Here is a 22,307-nt window from a genome sequence, read left to right on the forward strand (position 1 = left end):
CCGGTTGCGCCTGCCTGCCGCACAGGATCCCCGCCATGGACCTTTCGCTCAACGCGTCGCAAGACCAGGCCGAAACCATTTTTGAGACCGAAATCGACGCCGGCGCGCATCCGTTGTTCAGCCGTATGCCGTCCTCCGTCTCGTTTAACAAGCTGCGCAAGCGCCTTCTTCGCCAGACCCGCCAGGCGCTCGACGACTTCGGCATGCTGAAGGGCGCCAAGCGCTGGCTGATCGGCCTTTCCGGCGGCAAGGACAGCTACAGCCTGCTGGCGCTGCTCATGGACCTGCAATGGCGCGGGCTGCTGCCGGTGGAGCTCATTGCCTGCAACCTCGACCAGGGCCAGCCGAACTTCCCCAAGCACATCCTGCCGGAATACCTGGCATCGATCGGCGTCAAGCATCGCATCGAGTATCGCGACACCTACTCGATCGTGAAAGAGAAGGTGCCGACGGGGGCGACCTACTGTTCGCTCTGTTCGCGGCTGCGCCGCGGCAACCTCTATCGCATCGCCCGTGAAGAGGGCTGCGACGCGCTGGTGCTCGGCCACCACCGCGAGGACATTCTCGAAACCTTCTTCATGAACTTCTTCCACGGCGGCCGGCTGGCTTCGATGCCGGCAAAGCTCTTGAACGACGAGGGCGACCTGATGCTGCTTCGGCCACTCGCCTATGCGGCCGAGGACGATCTCGCCAAGTTCGCGGCGGCCATGGAGTTTCCGATCATCCCGTGCGACCTCTGCGGCTCGCAGGACGGCCTCGAGCGCAATGCGATGAAGGTGATGCTGGCCGATATTGAGCGACGCATGCCGGGCCGCAAGGACACGATGCTGCGCGCGCTTGGCCACGTGAACCCGTCGCACCTGCTCGATCCCAAGCTGTTCGATTTCCAGTCCCTCACACCGGAGCCCAAAGAATGAGCCATTCCGTCGACATTGCCGGCCTTGCCAATCTGCTGCAGGAAGCGGCGGTCAAAGAGATCCTGCCGCGGTTCCGCAATCTTGAAGCCGGCGACGTCAGGGTGAAATCGGAAGCGATCGACCTCGTGACCGAAGGCGACGAAGCGGCCGAACGGCTGATCAAGGCACGCATCGAAGACGTCGCGCCGGGCGCACTTTTCGTCGGCGAAGAATCGGTTGCGGCCGACCCGGCGCTGCTCGACAAGCTCGCCGATGCCGATCTCGCCGTCGTCGTCGACCCGATCGACGGCACCTTCAATTTCGCCGCCGGCGTGCCGCTCTTCGGCGTTATGGCAAGCGTCGTCGCCAAGGGCGAGACGGTTGCCGGCATCATCTATGATCCGCTCGGCAACGACTGGGTGATCGCCGAGAAGGGCTCCGGCGCCTGGATGTGCCGCGCCAATGGATCGCAGGAGCGCCTGTCGGTCACCGCAGGCGTGCCGCTCGAGGCCATGGTCGGCGGTGCCTCGACCGGTTTTTACAAGCAGGAAGCACGCCGCGAAGTCATGGCCAACATGGCCAAGGTTCGCATCGCCACCAGCTACCGCTGCGCCGCGCATGAATATCGCATGCTTGCCGGCGGTCACATCCACTTCCTGATGTACCAGAAGCTGATGCCGTGGGACCACCTGGCCGGCACGCTGATTTCGCAGGAAGCCGGCGCCTATGCCGCCCGCTTCGACGGCTCGCCCTATCTGCCGTCGCATCTCAATGGTGGCCTGCTGCTTGCCACCGACAAGGAGAGCTGGGAGACGCTGCGCCGCGAGGTCTTCACGGTCTGAGCCGTTCGAAGCAGCCCAAAATACAAAGCCCGCCCGGATCGCTCCGGGCGGGCTTTTTGTTTGCCTTACGGCGGCCGGTTACATATGGCCGCCGCCGTGATCCATGCTGACGTCCTTGTCGCCAGGATGGGTGAAGAGCTTGCCCTTCTCGGCCCAGAGCGTTGCCAGGATGGTCAGGGCCCCGAAGAGGGCGAAGCCGCCGAACAGCGGCTGCAGCGTGCCGTTGAAGAGCTGGCCGACGGCGCCGCCGATGAGCGCGCCACCGGTCGTCGAGACGAAGCCGGTGATCGCCGTAGCGGTGCCGGCAAGGTGACCCATCGGCTCCAGGCTGATCGCGGTGAAGTTCGTCGCGATGACCGCGAAGAACATCAGGAGCACCGAGAACATCAGATAGCTGACGACGAAGGCCGGCGTGCCGGAGAGCGACATCACGAAGCCCGCGACCGAGATCAGCGTAAACAGGATCATCGAGACATGCGAGATGCGGCGCATGCCGAAGCTGCGGACGAAGAAGCCGTTGGCGAAGTTGGCGACAGCAATCCCGCCGGCCGTACCTGCAAAGGCGATCGGCAGCCAGTCACCGAGGCCGTAGACCTCGCCGAAGATCTGCTGGACCGTGACGATGTAGGCGCAGATGACGGCGGTAAACATCGTCATGCCGATCATGTAGCCGCAAGTGATGCGGTTGGTGAGAACGGTCTTGAAACCCGACGCGACCGCACCGACGGAGAGCGGCATGCGCTCTTCGCGCGGCAGGGACTCCTTCATGCGGGAAAAGGCCCAGACGAAGAGGATTGCGCCGATGACGCCGATCAGGATGAAGATCCAGTGCCAGTTGGCATAGAGGATGACGAGCTGGCCGATCGACGGAGCGACGATCGGTACGATCATGAAGACGATCATCACATAGGACATGACGCGCGCCATTTCGCGGCCGCCGAAGCAGTCGCGCACGATCGCCATGGTGGTGATGCGGATGGCCGCAGCACCGATGCCCTGGATGAAGCGCAGGATCAGCAGCGTCTCGAAGCTCTGGGTGAGGGCGGCGGCAAACATCGACACCGTGAAGAAGGCGAGGCCGCCGAGCAGCACCTTGCGGCGGCCGAAGGCATCAGACAGGCTGCCGAAGAAGATCTGCGAGATGCCGAAGCCGAGGAAGAAGACGCCGATCACCAGCTGGCTGTCGTTGGTGTTGGCGACGTTCAGCGACTGGCCGATTGCCGGCAGAGCCGGCAGCATGCTGTCGATGGCGATGGCGACGCTCGCCGTCATGACGGCGATGGTGATGATGAATTCGACGATGCCCATGTTGAGGCGCTCGGCCCCCGAGACCCCGTCGACATGTTCGGATTGATTGGTGATGGTGGACATTGGGAAAACCCGTAAATTCAATTTTTGGAAAAGGCTGGCCGGCGGTTTAGAGCGCGACAGCGACAGTTGGCGCTTTAGAGATCAGCCGGCCGGTTGATGGTGCGGTTTGAACAGCTTGCCGCGTTCGGCGATGAGCACGAAGACGAGGCCGATGGCCGCGACGGTGAAGTAGCCGGTGGCAAGCGGGGTGGCCGTTCCGTCGAAGGACTGGCCGATGAAGGCTCCGATCACGCTCCCGCCGATCGTCTGCATGAAGCCGAGAACCGAAGAGGCCGTACCGGCGACATGGCCGAGCGGCTCCATGGCCATGGCGTTGAAGTTTGGCGCGATCAGCCCGAACTGGAACATCGTGGCGCAATAGAGGACCACGAAGACCGGGAAGGGCAGCGGCGCATAGAGCGAGGCCGACATCCAGATGAAGCTTGCGAGCGTAAAGCCGCAGAGGGCCGCATGGGACAACGGCCGCATGCCGAAGCGGCGGACGAGGCGGGAGTTGGTAAAGGAAGCGACTGCCATCATACTCGCAAAAGCCGCAAAGACAAGCGGAAACCACACGCCCAGATCGTAGACGCCGACCAGCACCTGCTGCGCCGAGTTGATGAAGCCGAAGAGCGCGCCAAGGATAACCGAGGTCGCGAGCGTATAAAGCAGCGACAACCGGTTGGTCAGCACGATGCGGAAACCGCTGAGGATTACCGACGGCGTGAAGGCGCGGCGGTGGGCCGGATCAAGCGTTTCGCCGAGCTTCGACAGCACGATCGCGATGTTCATCACCGCATAAAGCGCGACGATGACAAAGATCATATGCCACTCGGCAAAGCTGATGATGAGCTGGCCGATCGACGGGGCGATCACAGGCACGATCATGAACACCATCATGACCAGCGACATCACCTCGGCCATCTGCCGGCCGCCATAGACGTCGCGGACGATCGAGATGGTGATGACGCGCGTAGCAGCCGCACCCGCGCCCTGCACGAAGCGAAGGGCGAGCATGAGGCCGAAGGTCGGCACCATGGCAATTGCCACCGCACAGACGGCATAAAGGGCAAGGCCCGCCAGAAGCGGCGGCTTGCGCCCGAACCGGTCCGACAGTGGGCCGAAGAACAGCTGCGCCACCCCCATGCCGAGCAGGTAGGCGGTGATGATGTATTGCCGCTCGTTTTCCGACGCCACGCCCAGGCTGGCCCCGATTTCCTGGAGGCCCGGCAGCATGATGTCGATCGAAATCGCGTTCGTCGCCATCAGTGTGGCCATCAGCGCGATGAACTGGAATTTCGTGAGGCCGGGCAGGGCATCGTCGTTGGTCGTGCTTGTCATTTCAAAAGTCCTAGCGGCGCGGTGGGCGCCAAGCGAAACAGGTCTGGGTCCGGACCGCTCCGGAAAAAGAAGGATGTCGGCTGGCTAAATGCCGGTCGGCACAGGGATGTCAGGCGGGAGCGACCGAGAAGCCGCACCACATGGACCGGGCCTGCAGGAAGCGGCGGGAGCATCGATCGGCAGCGACGGGGTCATTTCCGTGCCGGGAGGCCGGAGCGGGAACCGCTGCTGCTTATGCCGAACGATCGCGACTGCTTCATGACAGGCCGAAAATGCGGCCCCAGGCCTCGCTGCAGAACGCCGGAAACGTTTCAGGAAGGAAGCCTGCTTTCACAAACATTCAAACGGTCATTGCGCGAACCAAGCGCGCAAAGCCTTTGGGAAGACAACGAAAATCGAGATCCGGACGAGACGTCCGAATCAAAAAAGGCGGTTGCCCGCCTTCTCCGATGGATCGGGACAAGGCGTCCTTGAGTTAGGCGACAGCGCCCTTGACGGCGATACCCTGCTCCGAAAGGTGGGACTGAAGTTCGCCGGCCTGGAACATCTCACGCACGATGTCGCAACCGCCGACGAATTCGCCCTTGACGTAGAGCTGCGGGATCGTCGGCCAGTTGGAATAGTCCTTGATGCCCTGGCGCAGGTCCGCGTCGGCGAGCACGTTGATGCCCTTGTAGTCGACGCCGATGTAGTCGAGAATCTGGACCACCTGACCGGAGAAGCCACACTGCGGGAACTGCGGCGTACCCTTCATGAAGAGCACCACATCGTTCGTCTTGACTTCGTTGTCGATGAATTCGTGAATTCCGCTCATCCTGTCTTCCTTCCTGCGCCGGCTTCAAGGGCCGGATATCGATCGGGTCTTAGATAGCATGCATATTGGTGATTTTCACCACCCAATCGCAACAAATATTGATGGGCCTCAAGATGTGGTTTTAATACCACTCAAGCCGTGCGGCGCCGCGTCTTGCTGCGCGCCGCCGAGGTTTTCCGCCGGCTGACCTGTTTCTTCGCCGGCTTGCGGATGGCGGCTTCAAGGATATCCGCGAGGATGCCGCCGCCAGAGGCCGCCGGCCGCGTCCGGCGCTTCGTCCGCTTGGTGGTCGTGCGCTTGACGCCGGTCTTCCTCAGAATTTCCTTGAGCGCGCTGTCAACGACGCCGCTGACGAGTTCCTTGATCAGGTCAGCCACGCCAGCTTACTCCGGCGCGCTCGTCTGAAGTGCCAGGGCATGCAGCACGCCGCCCATATTGCCCTTCAGTGCGTTGTAGACCATCTGGTGCTGCTGCACGCGGCTTTTGCCACGAAACGCCTCGGCCACGACTTCGGCGGCATAGTGGTCGCCGTCACCGGCCAGATCGCGGATCGTGACCTTGGCTCCGGGAATCCCCGCCTTGATCATGTCTTCGATGTCGCCTGGTGTCATGGGCATGATACGCCAACTCCCTTTTTATTCTGCAACGTCAGCAGCCTGCCGACGTTGTCCATGAAACAAGGGAACCACGATTCAGGGGCGGAACGCAATTGCTGAATTGGGTGAGGGAGGGCAGTTGCCAGCGCCGACACGATCAAATGATCGCCCTCGGCAGCGCCTGCAAGCAGGCACGCAATAGGGATAACGGGAGCCGCAGAAAGTGCGGCTCCCGTCATCGATCTCTCAGTTTTCAGGCGCGAGGTCGCCCTGCATGAAGTCCGGGAACCAGCCTTCATGGGCGGCGCGGAGATCCGCAACCGAGACGGCCCTGGCGTCGCCAAGCTTGACGGCGTCGCCGCCGGTCTTGCCGATGACGGGGAGCGAGACGCCGGCAGCCTTGGCACGAGCGGCAACCGCGTCGAGCGCGCCGGCGGCAACCGTCACGACGTAGCGACCCTGGTCTTCGCCGTAGAAGGTCGCGATCGGATCATGGCCGACAACAGCGTCGACCGAGGCGCCGATGCCCGAAGCCATCGCCATTTCGGCAACGGCAAGTGCCAGGCCGCCCGACGAGCAATCGTGCACGGCGGTTACAAGACCGTCGACGATCAGGCCGCGGACGAAGTCGCCAACCTTGCGCTCATGCGCCAGATCGACATGGGGCGCCGGGCCATCGGTCCGGCCGTGAACGTCGCGCATATAGACCGACTGGGCGATGTGCGAGCCGAGACCGGCCGGCGCGCCGGCGACGAGGATCGTTTCGCCTTCAGTGGCAAAGCGGATGCGCGCCATCTTCGACCAGTCCTTGATGAGGCCGACACCGCCGATGGTCGGGGTCGGCAGGATCGCCTGGCCGTTGGTCTCGTTGTAGAGCGAGACGTTGCCCGACACGATCGGGAAGTCGAGTGCGGTGCAGGCTTCTCCGATGCCCTTGATGGCATGAACCAGCTGGCTCATGATCTCAGGGCGTTCCGGATTGCCGAAGTTGAGGTTGTCGGTGGCTGCCAGCGGCAGCGATCCGGTTGCCGTCAGGTTGCGCCAGCATTCGGCGACCGCCTGCTTGCCGCCTTCGTAAGGATCGGCTTCGACGTAGCGCGGCGTCACGTCGGAGGAGAAGGCAAGCGCCTTGGAGGCATGACCTTCGACGCGCACGACACCGGCGTCGCCGCCCGGCAGCTGCAGCGAGTTGCCCTGGATCAGCGTGTCGTACTGCTCGTAGACCCAGCGGCGCGACGAATTGTTGGCCGAACCGACGAGCTTGACGAGCGCGTCGGCGACGTCGGCTGCCGGAATGTCGTTGGTTGCGAGCGGTGCCGCGGTCTTGGCCGGGGTCCAGGGACGATCATATTCCGGCGCTTCGTCGCCCAGTTCCTTGATCGGCAGGTTCGCGACCTCTTCGCCCTGGTGCAGGATACGGAAGCGCAGGTCGTCGGTCGTCTTGCCGACGATTGCGAAATCGAGGCCCCACTTGACGAAGATCGCTTTGGCGACCTCTTCCTTGGCGGGTTCGAGCACCATGAGCATGCGCTCCTGGCTTTCCGACAGCATCATTTCATAGGCGGTCATGCGCTCTTCGCGCACCGGAACGGTGTCGAGGTCGAGCTCGATACCGAGGTCGCCCTTGGCGCCCATTTCGACGGCCGAGCAGGTGAGGCCGGCTGCACCCATGTCCTGGATGGCGATGACGGCGCCGGTCGTCATCAGCTCGAGGCAAGCTTCGAGCAGGCACTTTTCGGTGAAGGGGTCGCCGACCTGAACGGTCGGGCGCTTCTCTTCGATCGACTCGTCGAACTCGGCGGACGCCATGGTCGCACCACCGACGCCGTCGCGGCCGGTCTTCGCACCGAGATAAACGACCGGAAGGCCGACGCCTTCGGCCTTGGAGTAGAAGATGGCATCGCTCTTGGCGAGGCCGGCGGCAAAGGCGTTGACCAGAATGTTGCCGTTATAGCGGGCATCAAACTCGACTTCGCCGCCGACGGTCGGAACGCCGAAGGAGTTGCCGTAGCCGCCGACACCGGCAACGACGCCGGAAACGAGGTGGCGGGTCTTCGGGTGGTCGGGCGAACCGAAGCGCAGCGCGTTCATCGCTGCGACGGGACGGGCGCCCATGGTGAAGACGTCGCGCAGGATGCCGCCGACGCCCGTTGCCGCGCCCTGGTAGGGCTCGATATAGGACGGGTGGTTGTGGCTCTCCATCTTGAAGACGACGCAGTCGCCGTCATCGATGTCGACCACGCCGGCGTTTTCGCCCGGGCCCTGGATGACGCGCGGCCCCTTGGTCGGCAGCGTGCGCAGCCACTTCTTGGAAGACTTGTAGGAGCAGTGCTCGTTCCACATGGCCGAGAAGATGCCGAGCTCGGTGAAGGTCGGCTCGCGCCCGATCAGGCCGAGGATGCGCTCGTATTCGTCAGGCTTCAGCCCGTGCGATGCGATGAGGTCCGGGGTGATGGGGCGGGTGTTGGAAATCGTCATCGTCGACCGTCAAATCCTTCGGGCGGCGCGCAATCCACTAATGAGGAATATGGCGCGTGCGAACCGCAACAGAAACAGGGGGCGCTTTGCGGCTTCTTTAACCTATGCTGCGGCGCGGCGCGACAGAAAAATACGGGCGATCAACAGCGGTTGATGCCGTATGAAGCTTTGTTGAGCGCGACTGCGCAGGCCTGCGTCAGAACTTGTAGCCGAGGGCGAGGCCGGCGCGTGTCAGGCCGTTGTTGGGACCGTCGCAGAGATTGGCATGCGACGCATGTTCAACGGTCGCCGAGACGTTCCAGTGTTCGTCGAGGCGCACGCCCGCGGCGGCGTATTCGCGGAAGAGGACGCGGCAGCCGAGTTGCGGACCGGAACCGTTGGGATCGTCGAGATCGCCGTCGTGAACCGTGCCGCCCGCGCCGAACTCCACGAAGAGGCGTTGCGTCATGTCGAAGGTCCAGCTCAGGCCGGCATAGGCCTGGTTGACGCCGTTCGACGACGTGGCCACGGCAGCACCGGTATAGACGCGTGGACGCAGCAGCTTTTCGCCGAGATCCGCGGCGCCGTCCGCATTGAACGGATCGAAGTAGAGCGTGAACGACGGAAACACGCCGTCTTCCTGCTTGCCGCCGCTGGCGATCGATGTCGTCACGCCGAAGCGCATTTCGTCGAAGACACCATCTTGAGCCGCCGCCGGCGCGGCGATGACGGAGGTGGTCGTGACGAAAAGAAGGGATGCAATCAGGCGGGACGGAACCGGGCGAAGCGATAGCGGCATGCGAAATCCTTGAGGGCGAATCATCTACGCAAGACTGCTAAAACAGTATGATGCGGAAGCTTGCGCGAAAGTCACCCCGTCGATTTCGATAGTCACTCGAAACTGTCGTAGCCGGCTCGGCCGCTGTCGAGCAGCCGCTTCAGCGTCTGGAATCCGGCTCTCACCTCGGCGCGCTGCGGTGGCGAGGAAAAGCCGATGCGGATCCGATGGAAGACGCGATCGGTACGGCCGGCCTTGAACTCGTCCTCGTCGTCGACGAGGACGCCATCCTGAAGAGCCGCCTGCTTGAAGGTTCCTGACAGCCAGGGGTCAGGCAACTTCATCCAGAGGAACGGAATGCAGGGATGGGACGCGAACTCGATACCCTCAAAGACCTCGCGCGCCATTGCTTCGCGGGCGCGAACCTCCTCGATGCCCTGGCTGCGCAAGGCTGCAGCCGAGCCGGAGAGCACCAGCCGGGCGCAGAGTTCCGCCAGGATGAACGGCAGGCCGCCGCTGACCATCTTGTGGGCGATGCGGATGCGCTGGCCGAAATGCGGAGGGCAGGCGACCCAGCCACCGCGAACGCCTGCGGCAACCGACTTCGAAAGACCGCCGACGAGGAAGGTACGTTCGGGCGCAAGCTCGGCGAGCAGCGGCGTTTGATCGCCGGTCATGGCGCCGTAAAGATCATCCTCCACCAGCCAGACGCCGTATTTGCGGGCGATATCGGCGATCGCCTGGCGGCGGGCGAGCGGCATGACGGCCACTGTCGGGTTCTGCGCGCTCGGCATCAGGAAGGCGAGCTTCGGATGCTGCTGCGCGCAGACGCGCTCGAAGTCGTCGGGGATCATGCCGAAGGCGTCGGATTCGACCAGCGTCGTGCGGCGACCAATCAGGCCGGCGCTGCGGCTGACCTGCGAATAGGTGAGCGTCTCGAAGGCGATGCGGTCGCCTGGGGCCGTCACCGCCGCGATTACGGCAACGACGGCCGCATGCGCACCGAGCGTCGGCACGATGTTTTCGGGCTTAGGACGAAACCCTCCGCGCGCTAGCCATTGGCAGCCTGCCTCGAACCAGTGATCCGGGAAGTTCCGCGCGTAGCTGGCAATATCGGCGTGATGCTCGTGACTGATTTCGCTCAACACTTCGCTCAGCACCGTTCCCTGGCCGATATCCGGCGCGGCGGTGCTGTCGAACCTGAGCTTGCCAACGGGCGCGACCAGGGGCCGGGTGCCGGCAAGGGACGTCGTCAGCGGGTCCGCCTGCTCCGGCGGCCGGCTTTCGGGATGGTCGAGCACATAGGTGCCGCGCCCGACTTCGCCGCTCACAAGCCCGCGCTCGCGGACAATATTGTAGGCGCGCCCGATCGTGCCGATTGTCACCCCGATATCGTAGGCGAGGTTGCGTTGCGGTGGCAATTTGGCACCGACGGGCAAGGCCCCGTTGCCAATTGCCAATTCGATTTGATCGGCGATCCGTGCGTAGAGCGGACCGTGACCCTGCTGAATGTCGGGGAGCCAATTTGTCATAGTGACAATTCTTTAGATTACAGCGGAAAATATGTCAATTATCACCAAGACAACGATAGCAATCGCTGCATTGGGGTTGTCAATGAGTACAATAGATACAATTTGTTTGTCCCGCCCGGAAGCGACGTCCGTGGGCTGCACCGGCACATTACTGGGCGGCGACTATTCGGACGAACGCGAGGGTCTGCTGAAGCGGCTTTGGACCCGCTATTGCGAGCTGGCGGCGAAGCGACGCGGCCGGTTGGCGCTCGGGGAGATGAGCGAGTGGCAGCTCAAGGATATCGGCGTTTCGGAGAAGGACGCGCGTCAGGAATCGACTGTCCCATTCTGGCGCTAATCGGATAGGACCGACTGTCCGAAATGCAAAGGGCCGGCAACCTTGAGGTCAACCGGCCCTTTAATCAATTCGACAAGTTCAGCTTGGGGCTATTTGCAGCCCTGTCCGCCAGCGGCCCAGCGCTTGATGTCTGCGGCCATGCGCGTTCCCGTCGGCTCGCTCATCAGCGGCCCGAAGGCCTGCAGGCGGGCCGGATTGCCCTCGGCCTGAACGACGGCGAGGGGGCGTGCCTCCGGCGACTTGCGCGGCACGATCAAGATGCGCGGACGGCCGGAGAAGGAATTGAGCTCGGGCGCCAGGCGATAAGACTTGAATTCCGCATCGCCCGACTTGAACCAGCAGCTGTTGGCGCCGAGCGCCACGCGCTCCATGGTCGGCAGCGCCGCCGTGTTCGGGCTCGGGGCCGGCGGCTTCGGCGATTGGCACGAGGCCAGAAGCATTAGGCCGAAGGCCGTGCAGACAAGGCCGGTCAGGCGTGCAGGGGCAAATGAAGGCATCGACGGTCTCGCTCGCAAATGGGGATGGGTCGGATGCCTTCTACAGCCGGATGGTTAAGCGGCGATTACTTCGAGCGCAGACGCGAAGAGGCCGCGGCCGTCGGAACCGCCATGGGCGGCTTCGATCAGGTTTTCCGGATGAGGCATCATGCCGAGAACGTTGCCCGTAGCGTTCATGACGCCGGCGATATCGTTCATCGAACCGTTCGGATTGGTGCCTTCGGCGTAACGGAAGACCACCTGGCCATTGCCTTCGATCGTCTTCAGCGTCTCGGCATCGGCAAAGTAGTTGCCGTCGTGATGGGCGACCGGCGAACGGATGACCTGGCCCTTGGAATAGGCGCGGGTAAAGTCGGTGTCGGCGTTGACAACTTCGAGCTTGATCTCGCGGCAGACGAATTTCAGCGAGGCATTGCGCATCAGCGCGCCGGGCAGGAGGCCGGCCTCGACGAGGATCTGGAAGCCGTTGCAGACGCCGAGAACCTTCACGCCCTTTTCCGCCTTGGCCTTGATCGCCTGCAAGACCGGCATGCGCGCAGCGATCGCACCGCAGCGAAGGTAGTCGCCATAGGAGAAACCGCCGGGAATGACGATCAGGTCGACATCCGGAATATCGGTCTCGGTCTGCCAGACGGTGACAGGCGCCTTGCCGGAGATCTTGGTGAGGGCCGCGATCATGTCGCGGTCGCGGTTGAGGCCCGGAAGCTGGACGACGGCTGACTTCATATCTCTGTCTCCGATACGGCGAGATCAATCTTGATGGCGCGCTCCGAAGAGCCTGGCATCTGCTGCAACTATGGCAGCGGCGTTCCCGATGGGACCAGCGGCTGCTCCGGCATTTCGTAACGTCTGGTTCCGCGCCCGAAGACGCGGAACGATTCCGTCGCCTGCAGGATCAGGCGAAGGAGATGCTGTAGTTCTCGATCACCGTGTTGGCGAGCAGCTTTTCGCACATGGCCTTGAGGTCTTCCTCGGCCTTGGCCTTGTCTGCGGATTCGATCTGCAGGTCGAAGACCTTGCCCTGGCGAACCTGGCCGATGCCGTCGAAGCCGAGTGCGCCGAGCGCACCTTCGATTGCCTTGCCCTGCGGATCGAGAACGCCGTTCTTCAGCGTCACGGTTACACGTGCCTTTATCACTTTGATTTTCCCCGAAGTTACTTCACGAGAACCGGACCGGTGCCGCGCACGGGTTCGTTCTCATTCATGATGCCGAGACGGCGGGCGACTTCCTGGTAGGCCTCGACGAGGCCGCCGAGGTCGCGGCGGAAACGATCCTTGTCGAGCTTCTCGCGCGTCTCGATGTCCCAGAGACGGCAGCTGTCCGGCGAGATCTCGTCGGCAAGCACGATGCGCATCATGTCGCCTTCGAACAGCCGGCCGCACTCGATCTTGAAATCGACGAGCTGGATGCCGACGCCGAGGAACAGGCCCGAGAGGAAGTCGTTGATGCGGATGGCGAGCGCCATGATGTCGTCGAGTTCCTGCGGGCTTGCCCAGCCGAACGCGGTGATGTGCTCTTCGGAGACCATCGGGTCTTCGAGCGCATCGGCCTTGTAGTAGAACTCGATGATCGAGCGGGGAAGGACCGTGCCTTCCTCGATGCCGAGACGCTTGGCCAGCGAGCCGGCGGCGACGTTGCGCACGACGATCTCAAGCGGGATGATCTCGACTTCCTTGATCAACTGCTCGCGCATGTTGAGGCGGCGGATGAAGTGCGTGGGGATGCCGATCTTGTTGAGGTGCGTGAATATGTACTCGGAAATCCGGTTGTTCAGCACACCCTTGCCGTCAATGACGTCGTGCTTTTTCTTGTTGAAGGCGGTCGCGTCGTCCTTGAAAAACTGGATGAGCGTGCCCGGCTCTGGACCCTCATAGAGGATCTTGGCCTTGCCCTCGTAGATACGGCGGCGACGATTCATGGATTTTGTCTCTGTAGTTGTTGGCGCTCTCGGGACGCGCGTGGAACATCTCTCGGGGTCCATAGCCGAAAAGAACCGATTTCACAATCGGCGTATCTGCCCGTTCCCCTGATTTGCATGGGGCGCCGCGCGCCTTCTCAAAGTGCGCCAAGGTTGTTGCCGCCTCACGAAGCGGCGATGTCCTGATCCTTGATCAAATGCGATCTGAGGAACCGCACAAAGGGTAACATGAAAGTCATCAAACCGGAAAAGTTCACATTGCAGTTTGACCCGCGTTTTGATTTATGGCGATAAACTGATTTCAGACATGGAATTCTCAGGGAGATTGATTGATGACGTCGATGCAGGATCGCGAAAAGGCCTTCGAAGCAAAGTTTGCGATGGACGAAGAGCTTAGGTTCAAGGCTGAAGCGCGTCGCAACAAGCTGCTCGGTCTGTGGGCCGCCGGCCTGCTCGGCAAGGCCGACGCCGACGCCTATGCCAGCGAAGTGGTGGCTGCCGATTTCGAAGAAGCCGGCCATGAAGACGTCGTTCGCAAGATCAAGGCGGATTTCGACGCGGCAGGCGTTGCCCAGACCGAAGAGCAGATCCGCGTGCGGATGCTCGAACTGCTCGGCGAAGCCGTCCAGCAGCTCCAGAGCAAGTAAGCCGAAAGGCTGTTGCCGCATTCATTGAAGCGCCGCCCGTCCATCTGGCCGGGCGGTTTTTATTTGTCCGGACCGCCGAACACCGGCTTCCAGCCGCGACGCAAACGCTGCTCCAGCTCCAGCCGATCCATCGGCCGCGCAAGCGCATAGCCCTGCAGCACGTCGCAGCCGAGATCCCGCAGCATCGCCGCGTGCTCCCAGGTCTCCACGCCTTCGCCGACGACAGCGATGTTGAGCGAGTGGCCGATGTCGACGATCGCCCGCACCAGCTTTGCCTGCTTGGCACCTTCGGTCATCGGTCCAACGAGCGCCCGGTCGATCTTGAGCCGGGCCGGATTGAGGTTGAGCAGGCCGATGATCGAGGCATGCCCGGTGCCGAAATCGTCAATCTCGATTTCGATGCCGAGGTCGCCGAGAGCTGAAATGGTCCCGGCGATTTCGTCTTCCGGGTCATCGAGGAAGATGGACTCGAGCAGCTCGAAGGAAAGGATGCCCGGCGGGATCCGCATGTCGCGCAGATCGGCGATCAATCCTGGGTCGCGCAGCCGCGGCGACGACATGTTGACCGAGATCTTGGGAACGCCGAGCCCTTCCTTTTGCCAGGACTGAAAGTCGCGATAGGCGAGCTCGACCACCTTCCTGTCGATCGCCGGCAGGACGTTGATCTCTTCGGCCACCTTCAGGAAATGGAAGGGGGTGAGGATGCCGCGCTCCGGGTGGTTCCACCGCACCAACGCCTCGACGCCGGATATCTCCAGCGAGCGCGCATGGAACTGCGGCTGGTAATAGACGGTGAACTGCCCTTCCTCGATCGCCTGGCGAATATCGTCGCCGATGCGCTTGGCGTTGAGGATCTGGGTTTGAATGAGCTCGGAGAACACCTCGACGCGATCGCGCCCGACGCTCTTTGCCCGATAGAGGGCGATGTCGGCATTCATCAGCAGCTGTTTGGCGTCGATGTCTTCGCCCCCCTTGAAGGCGATGCCGATGCTTGCGCCCAGGCGGCAGAGCTGACCGTCATAGGGAATGGGGCGGCGGAAGGCATGGACGATGCGCTCGGCAAGCTCGGTCAGCTGAGGCAGGTCGCGGTCCCGGCGGCAGAGGATGACGAACTCGTCGCCGCCGATGCGGGCGATAAAATCGTCGTGACGGGCGTGGGCACGCAGGATCGCGGCTGCATGCGTCAACATCGCGTCTCCGGCCTGGTGTCCAAGCGTATCGTTGATCTGCTTGAAGCGGTCGAGATCGATATGCAGAATCGCGTTGACTGCGACATTCTCCGTCAGCATCTGATCCAGGTAGCGACGGTTGGGCAGGTCGGTCAGGTAATCGTGCAGCGCGTTGTACTCGATCCTGATCCGCGCCTGCTCGAGTTCACGGTTGCGCGCTTCGGCCGAGGCTTTCGCCTGGCGCAGTTCTTCCTGGAGCGCGATGTCCTCGGTAACGTCCCAGTTGGCGCCGATGAGCTTGCGCGTTCCGAGATGATCGACATAGGTCGCGGCATTGGAGCGGATGTGGCGGACGGAACCGTCCGGGCGCACGATACGGAAAGCATTGCTGTAGGGTTTACCCGAGGCGATGCCTTCGTTGGTTCTGAGAACCACGGCATCGCGATCGTCGGGGTGAAGGGAGTTTTCCCAGGTCTCAGAGCTTGGTGCGCCATCGGCGGGGTCGAGACCATAAATCTCGAACATGCGCTCGTCCCAGTCGTCGCGCAGTGCATCGAGATTGAAGTCGAACACGCCGATCTTCGAGACGCCGAGCGCCAGCCTCAGTCGGCGGGAGACCTCCTCGAGCCGGGCCTCCGCCTCCTTGCGGGCGGTGATGTCGGTATCCGTCCCGATGATGCGGCTCGGCCTGCCATCCGGCCAGTAGGCAACCGAGGCGCCGCGGCTTTCGATCCAGATCCAGTGACCGTCGGCGTGACGCTCTCGATACTCGAAAGTGTTGAAGATCGCCTCGCCGGAATCCTGCCGCTCGATCGCGGCGCGCACATGCGCATGATCGTCGGGGTGAACGTTCTGGATCCAGTTTTCAAGGGTACCATCCACCTGGGCGTCTTCGGACAGGCCACGAAGCCGCCTCCAGGTGGCCGAGTAAAACAGGTCTCCGGTTTCGAAGTCGTGATCCCAGACACCCTCAAGCGCGCCGTCGAGGGCATATTTCCAGCGGGTCTCGTCGTTGCGCAATCCGGCGATCTCGTTGACGAAGTCATCGGCCGGCAACATCAGCAGCAGCGAGGCGGCTTCATCCGCGAACCGTACCGGCGAACAGGCAACGAGCATCGGCACGCAGCGGTCGGGACCAAGGAAATGGATCGTCTCGGCGACCGTCGATGTGGCGCGCGGCGGCACGCGCGACCGGTCCTCTTCCGCCACGAAGTCATTCAGAAAGGCGTGTCGCAATTGTACAAGCGTGCGGCCGAACACTTCGCCGGCAAGGACGTTAGCGGCCAGGATCCGTCCGTGCGCATCGACAACGACAGCGCCTGCCGGCAACCGTTCCAAGGTGGCCTGCGTCAGAGCATCCGGATGCGCCGGTGCGCCTTGCGCACCTTTGGTGAGACGTTCGTTTACGGCCACTTCCCATGTCCAGTATCTGCGGCCGGGCAACCAAGCGGAACGATCCGGTCAATGCCGGCGCAGATCAAGGTTCGACAGCGCTCGGCACCATCATGAGACGAGTCGCGTCGTGCCGGCGATGATGACCGCGGACAATGAACGTCGGATTAATAAGGCGTCGACAGGTTGATCGGGCGCGTCAGGGTTTAAGCCGGCTCAAGAACTGGGCGAACACCATCGTTCCCTCCGGCCATGGCCCGTGGCCGGACTCGGTGTTGATGTGGCCGGACTCTCCGGCATCGACGAGCAGCGAACCCCAGGCGTTGGCGATGTCGTCCGCATGCTCGTAGGAACCGAACGGATCGTTGCGGCTGGCGACCATCAGCGACGGGAAGGGAAGCGGATCGCGCGGGTAAGGACCGAAGGTCATCAGATGCTTCGGACGGATCGCCGGGTTGGCAACATCAGGAGGCGCCACCAGGAAGGCGCCGGCGATCGGCTTGGTGAAATGGGGTAGGGCGTGCACGGCGGTTGCGACGCCAAGCGAATGGGCGACGATGACCACAGGCTTTTCCGCCGCATTGACCTCTTCGATCATGCGCGCCACCCAATCCTCGCGGACAGGCTTTGCCCACTCCGCCTGCTCGACGCGGCGTGCGGTCGACATCTTGCGCTCCCAGCGGGTCTGCCAGTGCTCCGGTCCGGAGTTGGTGTAGCCTGGAACGATGAGGATATGAGCGTCGGATACTTTCATGGTGGCCGCGATGTGGCGCTGAAAGGCGCGGAAGTCAAGACCTTCAGCATTACCCGTGCGTCAGGGCCTCGAAGCCACCCATGGGAGCCTGCCCGACGAGCCCGATGTTCGCGTTCCAATAGGCCGCTTAACGTGGCGAGAGGCGGCAGGCGACAGCGGTCGCATTTTCTGTATAATCGAAGGGACGGTCGCGGATGGTGCGGCTTGGTTCGTCGCATCTTTGTTCCGTGGCCGCTCTGGTTCGTTGAGGAGTGTGAGCCATGACAACATTCCATGTCCTGTCGGGAGCGGACGCGAGTGTCGCCCATCCCGGAATAAAAAAGATTGGCGTCGCGGATGTATTCGACGCCTTACGCTTGGGCTTTGACGATTTTCGCGAGAAACCATCGCACTACGTCTTTCTTTGCCTGATCTACCCGATCGCCGGTGTCGTTCTGATCACCTGGAGCGCGGGCGCCAACATGCTGCCGCTGCTTTATCCTCTTGTCTCCGGCTTCGCTCTGATCGGCCCAGTCGCTGCGATCGGGCTTTATGAAATCAGCCGACGGCGAGAACTCGGCATGGACTACTCCTGGCCGCACGCCCTTCGCCTGCACCGCTCTCCGGCGCTGCCGTCGATCATGGCTGTCGCCGCCATGCTGTTCGTTGTCTTCATCATCTGGCTGCTGGTCGCCCAGGCGCTCTATGTGCAGATCTTCGGGGCGGAACCGCCGGATTCGATTGCAGCCTTCTGGAACGGTATCATCGGTACTGACCAGGGCTGGAACCTGATCCTCGTCGGCAACGCTGTCGGCTTCGTCTTCGCCGTCATCGTTCTGGCGACATCCGTCGTGTCGTTTCCGTTGCTGATCGATCGGGACGTCGGCGCCGTATCGGCGGTCGAGACTTCCATTCGCGCAACGCTCGTCAACCCGGTGCCCGTCGCCGTCTGGGGCTTCATTATCGCCGCCGGTCTGGTTATCGGCTCGATCCCGGTCTTCGTCGGCCTCGCCGTCATCATGCCGATCTTCGGACACGCCACCTGGCACCTTTATCGCAAGATGGTGGAGCCCGGTCCGCGCGCGCGTTCACACTGATCGCCGACAGCCGAAGGCGAATGTAACCGCTCATAAAAAAAGCGCCGCATGTCGATCGACCTGCGGCGCTTGTGGCGTGTCGCCGAGAAGTCCGGCCTAGCGAAAATGCTTGTAGTAAGATGAGATCTGCGCCGCGGTGTTGGACGACAGGTTGAGCTTGATGCCGATCTTGTCGCCGCGATACCAGCGCACCATGCCGGTCAGGAAGCCGAGTTCCTCGCTTCTGATCGTCACTTCCTGTCCCGTCTTGGCGCCGATGTCGAAGAGCAGCTGAAAGCAGATGCCCTCGGCTGAAAGGTCCTTGACGATGCCGCTGCTGGAGCCGGACTTGACGGTCACCGTACCTGTAATTTTCGTTTGCGTGCGCTGCGTCGCCCGCTCGACACTGTCCTTGTAGGCCATGTGATCCTCAGAACCTGGATTGACAGACCCTGAGCTTTGCACGCAATGCGTGAATTTCCTGCTAACGCAAATGCCCGCATTTGAGCGAGGTGCTCCAAATGCGGGCATGGCAACAAAACCAAAGGCCTACGGCCGTCCGCTCAGCGCGGAACCTCAGCCGAAGACGCGCTTGAAGATCGTGTCGACGTGCTTGGTGTGATAGCCGAGATCGAACTTTTCGCGGATATCTTCCTCGGAAAGGGCCGCGCGAACTTCCGCGTCGGCGAGCAGTTCTTCGAGGAAGTCCTTGCCCTGTTCCCAGACCTTCATGGCGTTGCGCTGCACGAGGCGGTAGGCGTCCTCACGCGACACGCCGGCCTGCGTCAGTGCCAGCAGCACGCGCTGCGAATGCACGAGCCCACGGAACTTGTTCATGTTGTTGATCATGTTCTCGGGGTAGACGAGCAGCTTGTCGATGACGCTGGTCAGACGAGCGAGCGCGAAGTCGAGCGTCACCGTCGCATCCGGGCCGATCATGCGCTCGACCGAGGAGTGCGAGATGTCGCGCTCATGCCAAAGCGCAACGTTTTCCATGGCCGGGATCGAGAAGGCGCGAACCATACGGGCGAGACCCGTGAGGTTTTCGGTCAGAACCGGGTTCCGCTTGTGCGGCATCGCCGACGAGCCCTTCTGGCCCGGCGAGAAATACTCCTCCGCTTCGAGCACTTCGGTGCGCTGCAGGTGACGGACTTCCGTCGCCAGGCGCTCGATCGACGAGGCAATGACGCCGAGGGTGGCGAAGTACATGGCATGGCGGTCGCGCGGGATGACCTGGGTCGAAACCGGTTCCGGCTTCAGCCCGAGCGCCTCGGCTACGTGTTCTTCAACGCGCGGGTCGATGTTGGCGAAAGTGCCGACGGCGCCGGAGATCGCGCAGGTGGCGACTTCTTCGCGTGCGGCCAGCAGGCGCTGCTTGCAGCGGTCGAACTCGGCATAGGCGAGCGCCAGCTTGACGCCGAAGGTGGTCGGCTCGGCATGGATGCCATGCGAACGGCCGATCGTCACAGTATCCTTGTGTTCAAAAGCGCGGCGTTTCAGCGCTTCGAGCAGCTTGTCGAGGTCGGCCAGCAGCAGGTCGGTCGCGCGGACCAGCTGCACGTTGAAGCAGGTATCCAGAACGTCGGACGAGGTCATGCCCTGGTGGATGAAGCGGCTGTCCGGGCCGACGAATTCGGCGAGATGCGTCAGGAAGGCAATGACGTCATGCTTGGTGACGGCCTCGATCTCGTCGATGCGGGCGACGTCGAAAGTGGCAGCGCCGCCTTTTTCCCAGATCGTGCGCGCAGCATCCTTCGGGATCACGCCGATTTCGGCAAGCGCATCGCAGGCGTGGGCCTCGATCTCGAACCAGATGCGGAATTTCGTTTCCGGCGACCAGATGGCCACCATTTCCGGTCGGGAGTAACGGGGGATCATGGGCTTAAGCTTTCGTCGTCAGTGGAGGGATGGTCGTGCCTCTAGCAAAGATAGCCGCGAAGCTCAACGCCGTTGCGCACGGCGATCGCTCGCCAGCCACAGGCAGACGGCGAGCAATATAACACCGCCGATCGGCAAATAGAGGCGAAGGCCCATGACGAGAAACTGGTAGAAGGCGATCAGCGTCGTAAAGGCGAACTGGAAGAGCCAGGTCGTGGTTCCGATCGGGGCGTGCCACTGCGCATAGAACTCGCGGTAGTCGAGCGCAAAGAGCAATGCCGTCATCCCGATCGTGCCGAGCGAAAGGAAGAAGAGATAGGCGGCGAAACGCGTTTCTATTCCGCGTCCGATCGCCGCGAAGCGGGCGAGAAACAGCGCCGGCGGCCAGGCGAGCAAAGCGCCGGCCCCGAAGACCCAAAGAAGTTCGGCCAGATGAAAGGTCACGTCCCGTTCCCGCAGCCACAGCGCAAACCACGCCGATAGCGTCATCGACGCGCTCCACAAGGGTGCGCCAAGGAGCAGCAACGGAACGCTCGGCACGGACCGGGCAACGCGGGTCCGCTTCCGGGCACCGACCGCCGCACGCCCTGCTTTCGCTTCGACGCTGGCGGCCGCTTCGTTCATTTCGCGATCCGCGTCGGGACCGCGATCCAGCGCCCGTCCGTCGTGCCTTCAAAGCCGAGCGACTTCACAAGCACCATGATCACATGGGTTTCCGAACCGTCGTCGTTGCGGTGGGTGATGGCGCCACCCACCTGGTAGCCGGTGGGGCAACGGCGGCTTTCCGGTATGCGACTGTCGTCCTGAAGCATGTCGCTTGCCGGTGCGCCCGCCTTCATCGTCATCGACAGACGGAAACCCTTGGCTTCCTTCAGGAAGTCTTTGCAGATGCCGTCCGGCTCGAAGGTTTTTTCCTCGAGCGTTACCGTATAGGTCTCGCGGAACGCTTCATCGGCTGCAAAGGCATCGTAGGTCAGCGAGTGCGGCTTGGCGTTGGTTTCCGTGATCGGGTTGAAGGCTGCGAGCAACCCGGGTGCATCGGCCAGGCGATAGGCATCGATCAGGGGCGCAGCCCGACGGCGGGCTTCATGGCGCGCCTTCGACAGCGGGCTGCCATCTTCGCGACTGACAGCGCGCACCGGTGCACCCGGCAGGAAGCTGTCATTGCGCGTGTCGATCACATAGATGGTCGAATAGGGAAAGCCGGAGCCGTCCTGAACGCCATATTCCTCGAAGGCAAAGACATTGCCATCGGCGGAAAAGCCTATCGGCTGCAGCGCGGCATAGTCGCCAGCAAGCGCCGGCGATGCAGCGGCGGCCGCGGCCAGGCAACAAAGGCCGGAAATTGCCGCGCGTGTCGTCATCGATAAGCCTTCTCGGCCGGCGCACGGATCGCTTCGATCGCCGAGCGATAGGCCTCGACCGAGCCGCCCTTGAAGATCGCCGAGCCGGCAACGAGAACATTGGCGCCGGCGCCGGTGGCAATGGCTGCCGTTTCAGGCGCAATGCCACCGTCGACTTCGATCTCGATCGGTCGATCGCCGATCATCGCCTTGATGCGACGGATCTTTTCCGCGGTGGCGTCGATGAACTTCTGCCCACCGAAGCCCGGATTGACGGTCATGACGAGGATCAGGTCAAGCTGATCGAGCACGTATTCGATCGCGCTTTCTGGCGTTGCCGGATTGAGCGACACGCCGGCCTTCTTGCCGAGCGACCGGACCGTCTGCAGCGAGCGGTGCAGGTGCGGACCGGCTTCCGCGTGCACCGTCAGGATATCGCAGCCGGCCTTGGCGAAGGCTTCGAGGAACGGGTCGGCCGGCGAAATCATCAGGTGGCAGTCGAACGTCGCATCGGTGTAGCGGCGCAGAGACTTGATGACATCCGGGCCGAAGGTGATGTTCGGCACGAAATGACCGTCCATGACATCGAGATGGATCCAGTCCGCGCCGGCATCGACGACATCGCGAACCTCCTGGCCGAGCTTGGAGAAATCGGCCGCCAGGATCGACGGGGCAATGCGGATAGGGTGGGTCATGGCGCACTCCAGCG

At 62.6% G+C, this 22,307-nt stretch carries 25 protein-coding genes; 6 read left to right on the forward strand and 19 right to left on the reverse strand.

The window, feature by feature from the left end; all coding sequences use genetic code 11:
- Positions 1-35: 35 nt before the first annotated feature.
- Positions 36-917, forward strand: coding sequence for a tRNA 2-thiocytidine(32) synthetase TtcA (gene ttcA / locus IB272_RS09655; RefSeq protein ID WP_113135736.1), 882 nt, complete (start codon positions 36-38; stop codon positions 915-917).
- Positions 914-1,738 carry an inositol monophosphatase family protein gene (locus IB272_RS09660; protein ID WP_034794509.1) on the forward strand — a complete coding sequence of 275 codons (825 nt, stop codon included), beginning with the start codon at positions 914-916 and terminating at the stop codon, positions 1,736-1,738. The genes ttcA and IB272_RS09660 overlap by 4 nt, the downstream gene beginning before the upstream one ends.
- 78 nt (positions 1,739-1,816) lie before the next feature.
- Here the strand turns inward: IB272_RS09660 and IB272_RS09665 are convergent, their stop codons facing one another.
- The 6 genes from IB272_RS09665 to purL all read right to left on the reverse strand — a co-directional run bounded on the left by IB272_RS09665 (position 1,817) and on the right by purL (position 8,317).
- Positions 1,817-3,109, reverse strand: coding sequence for a multidrug effflux MFS transporter (locus IB272_RS09665; protein ID WP_034794494.1), 1,293 nt, complete (start codon positions 3,107-3,109; stop codon positions 1,817-1,819).
- Positions 3,110-3,190: 81 nt separating this feature from the next.
- A complete protein-coding gene (locus IB272_RS09670) occupies positions 3,191-4,429 on the reverse strand; it encodes a multidrug effflux MFS transporter (RefSeq protein ID WP_060520739.1) in 1,239 nt (412 codons plus the stop codon).
- 475 nt (positions 4,430-4,904) lie between these two features.
- Positions 4,905-5,243 (reverse strand): Grx4 family monothiol glutaredoxin, encoded by a 339-nt coding sequence (gene grxD, locus IB272_RS09675; protein WP_034794485.1) that lies wholly within the window; start codon positions 5,241-5,243, stop codon positions 4,905-4,907.
- Positions 5,244-5,374: 131 nt separating this feature from the next.
- Complete coding sequence (locus tag IB272_RS09680) at positions 5,375-5,620, reverse strand: hypothetical protein (RefSeq protein WP_060520740.1); 246 nt, start codon at positions 5,618-5,620, stop codon at positions 5,375-5,377.
- Between the two features lie 6 nt (positions 5,621-5,626).
- Complete coding sequence (locus IB272_RS09685) at positions 5,627-5,860, reverse strand: BolA family transcriptional regulator (RefSeq protein ID WP_034794447.1); 234 nt, start codon at positions 5,858-5,860, stop codon at positions 5,627-5,629.
- A gap of 225 nt (positions 5,861-6,085) precedes the next feature.
- The gene (gene purL / locus IB272_RS09690) at positions 6,086-8,317 is read right to left on the reverse strand and encodes a phosphoribosylformylglycinamidine synthase subunit PurL (RefSeq protein ID WP_113135735.1); all 2,232 of its coding nucleotides are present in this window, start codon (positions 8,315-8,317) and stop codon (positions 6,086-6,088) included.
- Between purL and IB272_RS09695 the strand changes: the two genes are divergently transcribed.
- Positions 8,304-8,471, forward strand: coding sequence for a hypothetical protein (locus IB272_RS09695; RefSeq protein ID WP_156400741.1), 168 nt, complete (start codon positions 8,304-8,306; stop codon positions 8,469-8,471). The two genes, purL and IB272_RS09695, sit on opposite strands and share 14 nt — an antisense overlap.
- Positions 8,472-8,513: 42 nt before the next feature.
- Here IB272_RS09695 and IB272_RS09700 read toward each other — a convergent pair whose 3' ends face one another.
- The gene (locus IB272_RS09700; RefSeq protein WP_034794442.1) at positions 8,514-9,095 is read right to left on the reverse strand and encodes an acyloxyacyl hydrolase; all 582 of its coding nucleotides are present in this window, start codon (positions 9,093-9,095) and stop codon (positions 8,514-8,516) included.
- A gap of 92 nt (positions 9,096-9,187) precedes the next feature.
- Positions 9,188-10,606 carry a PLP-dependent aminotransferase family protein gene (locus tag IB272_RS09705; RefSeq protein WP_060585088.1) on the reverse strand — a complete coding sequence of 473 codons (1,419 nt, stop codon included), beginning with the start codon at positions 10,604-10,606 and terminating at the stop codon, positions 9,188-9,190.
- Between the two features lie 82 nt (positions 10,607-10,688).
- On the opposite strand from IB272_RS09705, the gene IB272_RS09710 reads away from it, so the two are divergent.
- Entirely contained in the window at positions 10,689-10,943 is a 255-nt protein-coding gene (locus IB272_RS09710; protein WP_192444359.1) for a DUF1127 domain-containing protein, read from the forward strand.
- 89 nt (positions 10,944-11,032) lie between these two features.
- Here IB272_RS09710 and IB272_RS09715 read toward each other — a convergent pair whose 3' ends face one another.
- The 4 genes from IB272_RS09715 to purC form a co-directional block, all read right to left on the reverse strand.
- Positions 11,033-11,440, reverse strand: coding sequence for a hypothetical protein (locus tag IB272_RS09715; protein ID WP_060585091.1), 408 nt, complete (start codon positions 11,438-11,440; stop codon positions 11,033-11,035).
- Between the two features lie 54 nt (positions 11,441-11,494).
- The gene (gene purQ / locus IB272_RS09720) at positions 11,495-12,166 is read right to left on the reverse strand and encodes a phosphoribosylformylglycinamidine synthase subunit PurQ (RefSeq protein WP_060585094.1); all 672 of its coding nucleotides are present in this window, start codon (positions 12,164-12,166) and stop codon (positions 11,495-11,497) included.
- 169 nt (positions 12,167-12,335) lie between these two features.
- Positions 12,336-12,578, reverse strand: a complete 243-nt coding sequence (gene purS / locus IB272_RS09725) for a phosphoribosylformylglycinamidine synthase subunit PurS (protein WP_034794427.1) — start codon at positions 12,576-12,578, stop codon at positions 12,336-12,338.
- Positions 12,579-12,595: 17 nt separating this feature from the next.
- The gene (purC, locus tag IB272_RS09730) at positions 12,596-13,360 is read right to left on the reverse strand and encodes a phosphoribosylaminoimidazolesuccinocarboxamide synthase (protein WP_034794646.1); all 765 of its coding nucleotides are present in this window, start codon (positions 13,358-13,360) and stop codon (positions 12,596-12,598) included.
- Between the two features lie 332 nt (positions 13,361-13,692).
- Here purC and IB272_RS09735 point away from each other — a divergent pair, with 332 nt between their 5' ends.
- On the forward strand, positions 13,693-14,007 hold the full coding sequence (locus IB272_RS09735; RefSeq protein WP_034794424.1) for an ATPase inhibitor subunit zeta: 315 nt from the start codon (positions 13,693-13,695) through the stop codon (positions 14,005-14,007).
- Between the two features lie 59 nt (positions 14,008-14,066).
- On the opposite strand, the gene IB272_RS09740 is transcribed toward IB272_RS09735, so the two are convergent.
- Positions 14,067-16,589 (reverse strand): EAL domain-containing protein, encoded by a 2,523-nt coding sequence (locus IB272_RS09740; protein WP_060585096.1) that lies wholly within the window; start codon positions 16,587-16,589, stop codon positions 14,067-14,069.
- Positions 16,590-16,767: 178 nt separating this feature from the next.
- A complete protein-coding gene (locus tag IB272_RS09745; protein ID WP_034794640.1) occupies positions 16,768-17,322 on the reverse strand; it encodes an alpha/beta hydrolase in 555 nt (184 codons plus the stop codon).
- Positions 17,323-17,582: 260 nt separating this feature from the next.
- On the opposite strand from IB272_RS09745, the gene IB272_RS09750 reads away from it, so the two are divergent.
- Positions 17,583-18,398, forward strand: coding sequence for a DUF2189 domain-containing protein (locus IB272_RS09750; protein WP_034794419.1), 816 nt, complete (start codon positions 17,583-17,585; stop codon positions 18,396-18,398).
- Between the two features lie 96 nt (positions 18,399-18,494).
- On the opposite strand, the gene IB272_RS09755 is transcribed toward IB272_RS09750, so the two are convergent.
- The 5 genes from IB272_RS09755 to rpe form a co-directional block, all read right to left on the reverse strand.
- The gene (locus IB272_RS09755; RefSeq protein WP_034794416.1) at positions 18,495-18,800 is read right to left on the reverse strand and encodes a PilZ domain-containing protein; all 306 of its coding nucleotides are present in this window, start codon (positions 18,798-18,800) and stop codon (positions 18,495-18,497) included.
- Positions 18,801-18,953: 153 nt separating this feature from the next.
- Positions 18,954-20,255, reverse strand: a complete 1,302-nt coding sequence (gene purB, locus IB272_RS09760; protein ID WP_060585098.1) for an adenylosuccinate lyase — start codon at positions 20,253-20,255, stop codon at positions 18,954-18,956.
- 63 nt (positions 20,256-20,318) lie between these two features.
- Positions 20,319-20,879 (reverse strand): hypothetical protein, encoded by a 561-nt coding sequence (locus IB272_RS09765; protein WP_060585100.1) that lies wholly within the window; start codon positions 20,877-20,879, stop codon positions 20,319-20,321.
- Positions 20,876-21,619, reverse strand: a complete 744-nt coding sequence (locus tag IB272_RS09770) for a DUF2259 domain-containing protein (protein ID WP_060585102.1) — start codon at positions 21,617-21,619, stop codon at positions 20,876-20,878. The genes IB272_RS09765 and IB272_RS09770 overlap by 4 nt, the downstream gene beginning before the upstream one ends.
- Positions 21,616-22,293: a ribulose-phosphate 3-epimerase gene (gene rpe, locus IB272_RS09775; RefSeq protein WP_034794395.1), complete on the reverse strand. Its 678-nt coding sequence runs from the start codon at positions 22,291-22,293 to the stop codon at positions 21,616-21,618. Before rpe ends, IB272_RS09770 begins: the two co-directional genes overlap by 4 nt.
- Positions 22,294-22,307 lie beyond the last annotated feature (14 nt).

This window comes from Ensifer sp. ENS08 (assembly GCF_014852195.1).
Classification (GTDB): Bacteria; Pseudomonadota; Alphaproteobacteria; order Rhizobiales; family Rhizobiaceae; genus Ensifer; species Ensifer adhaerens.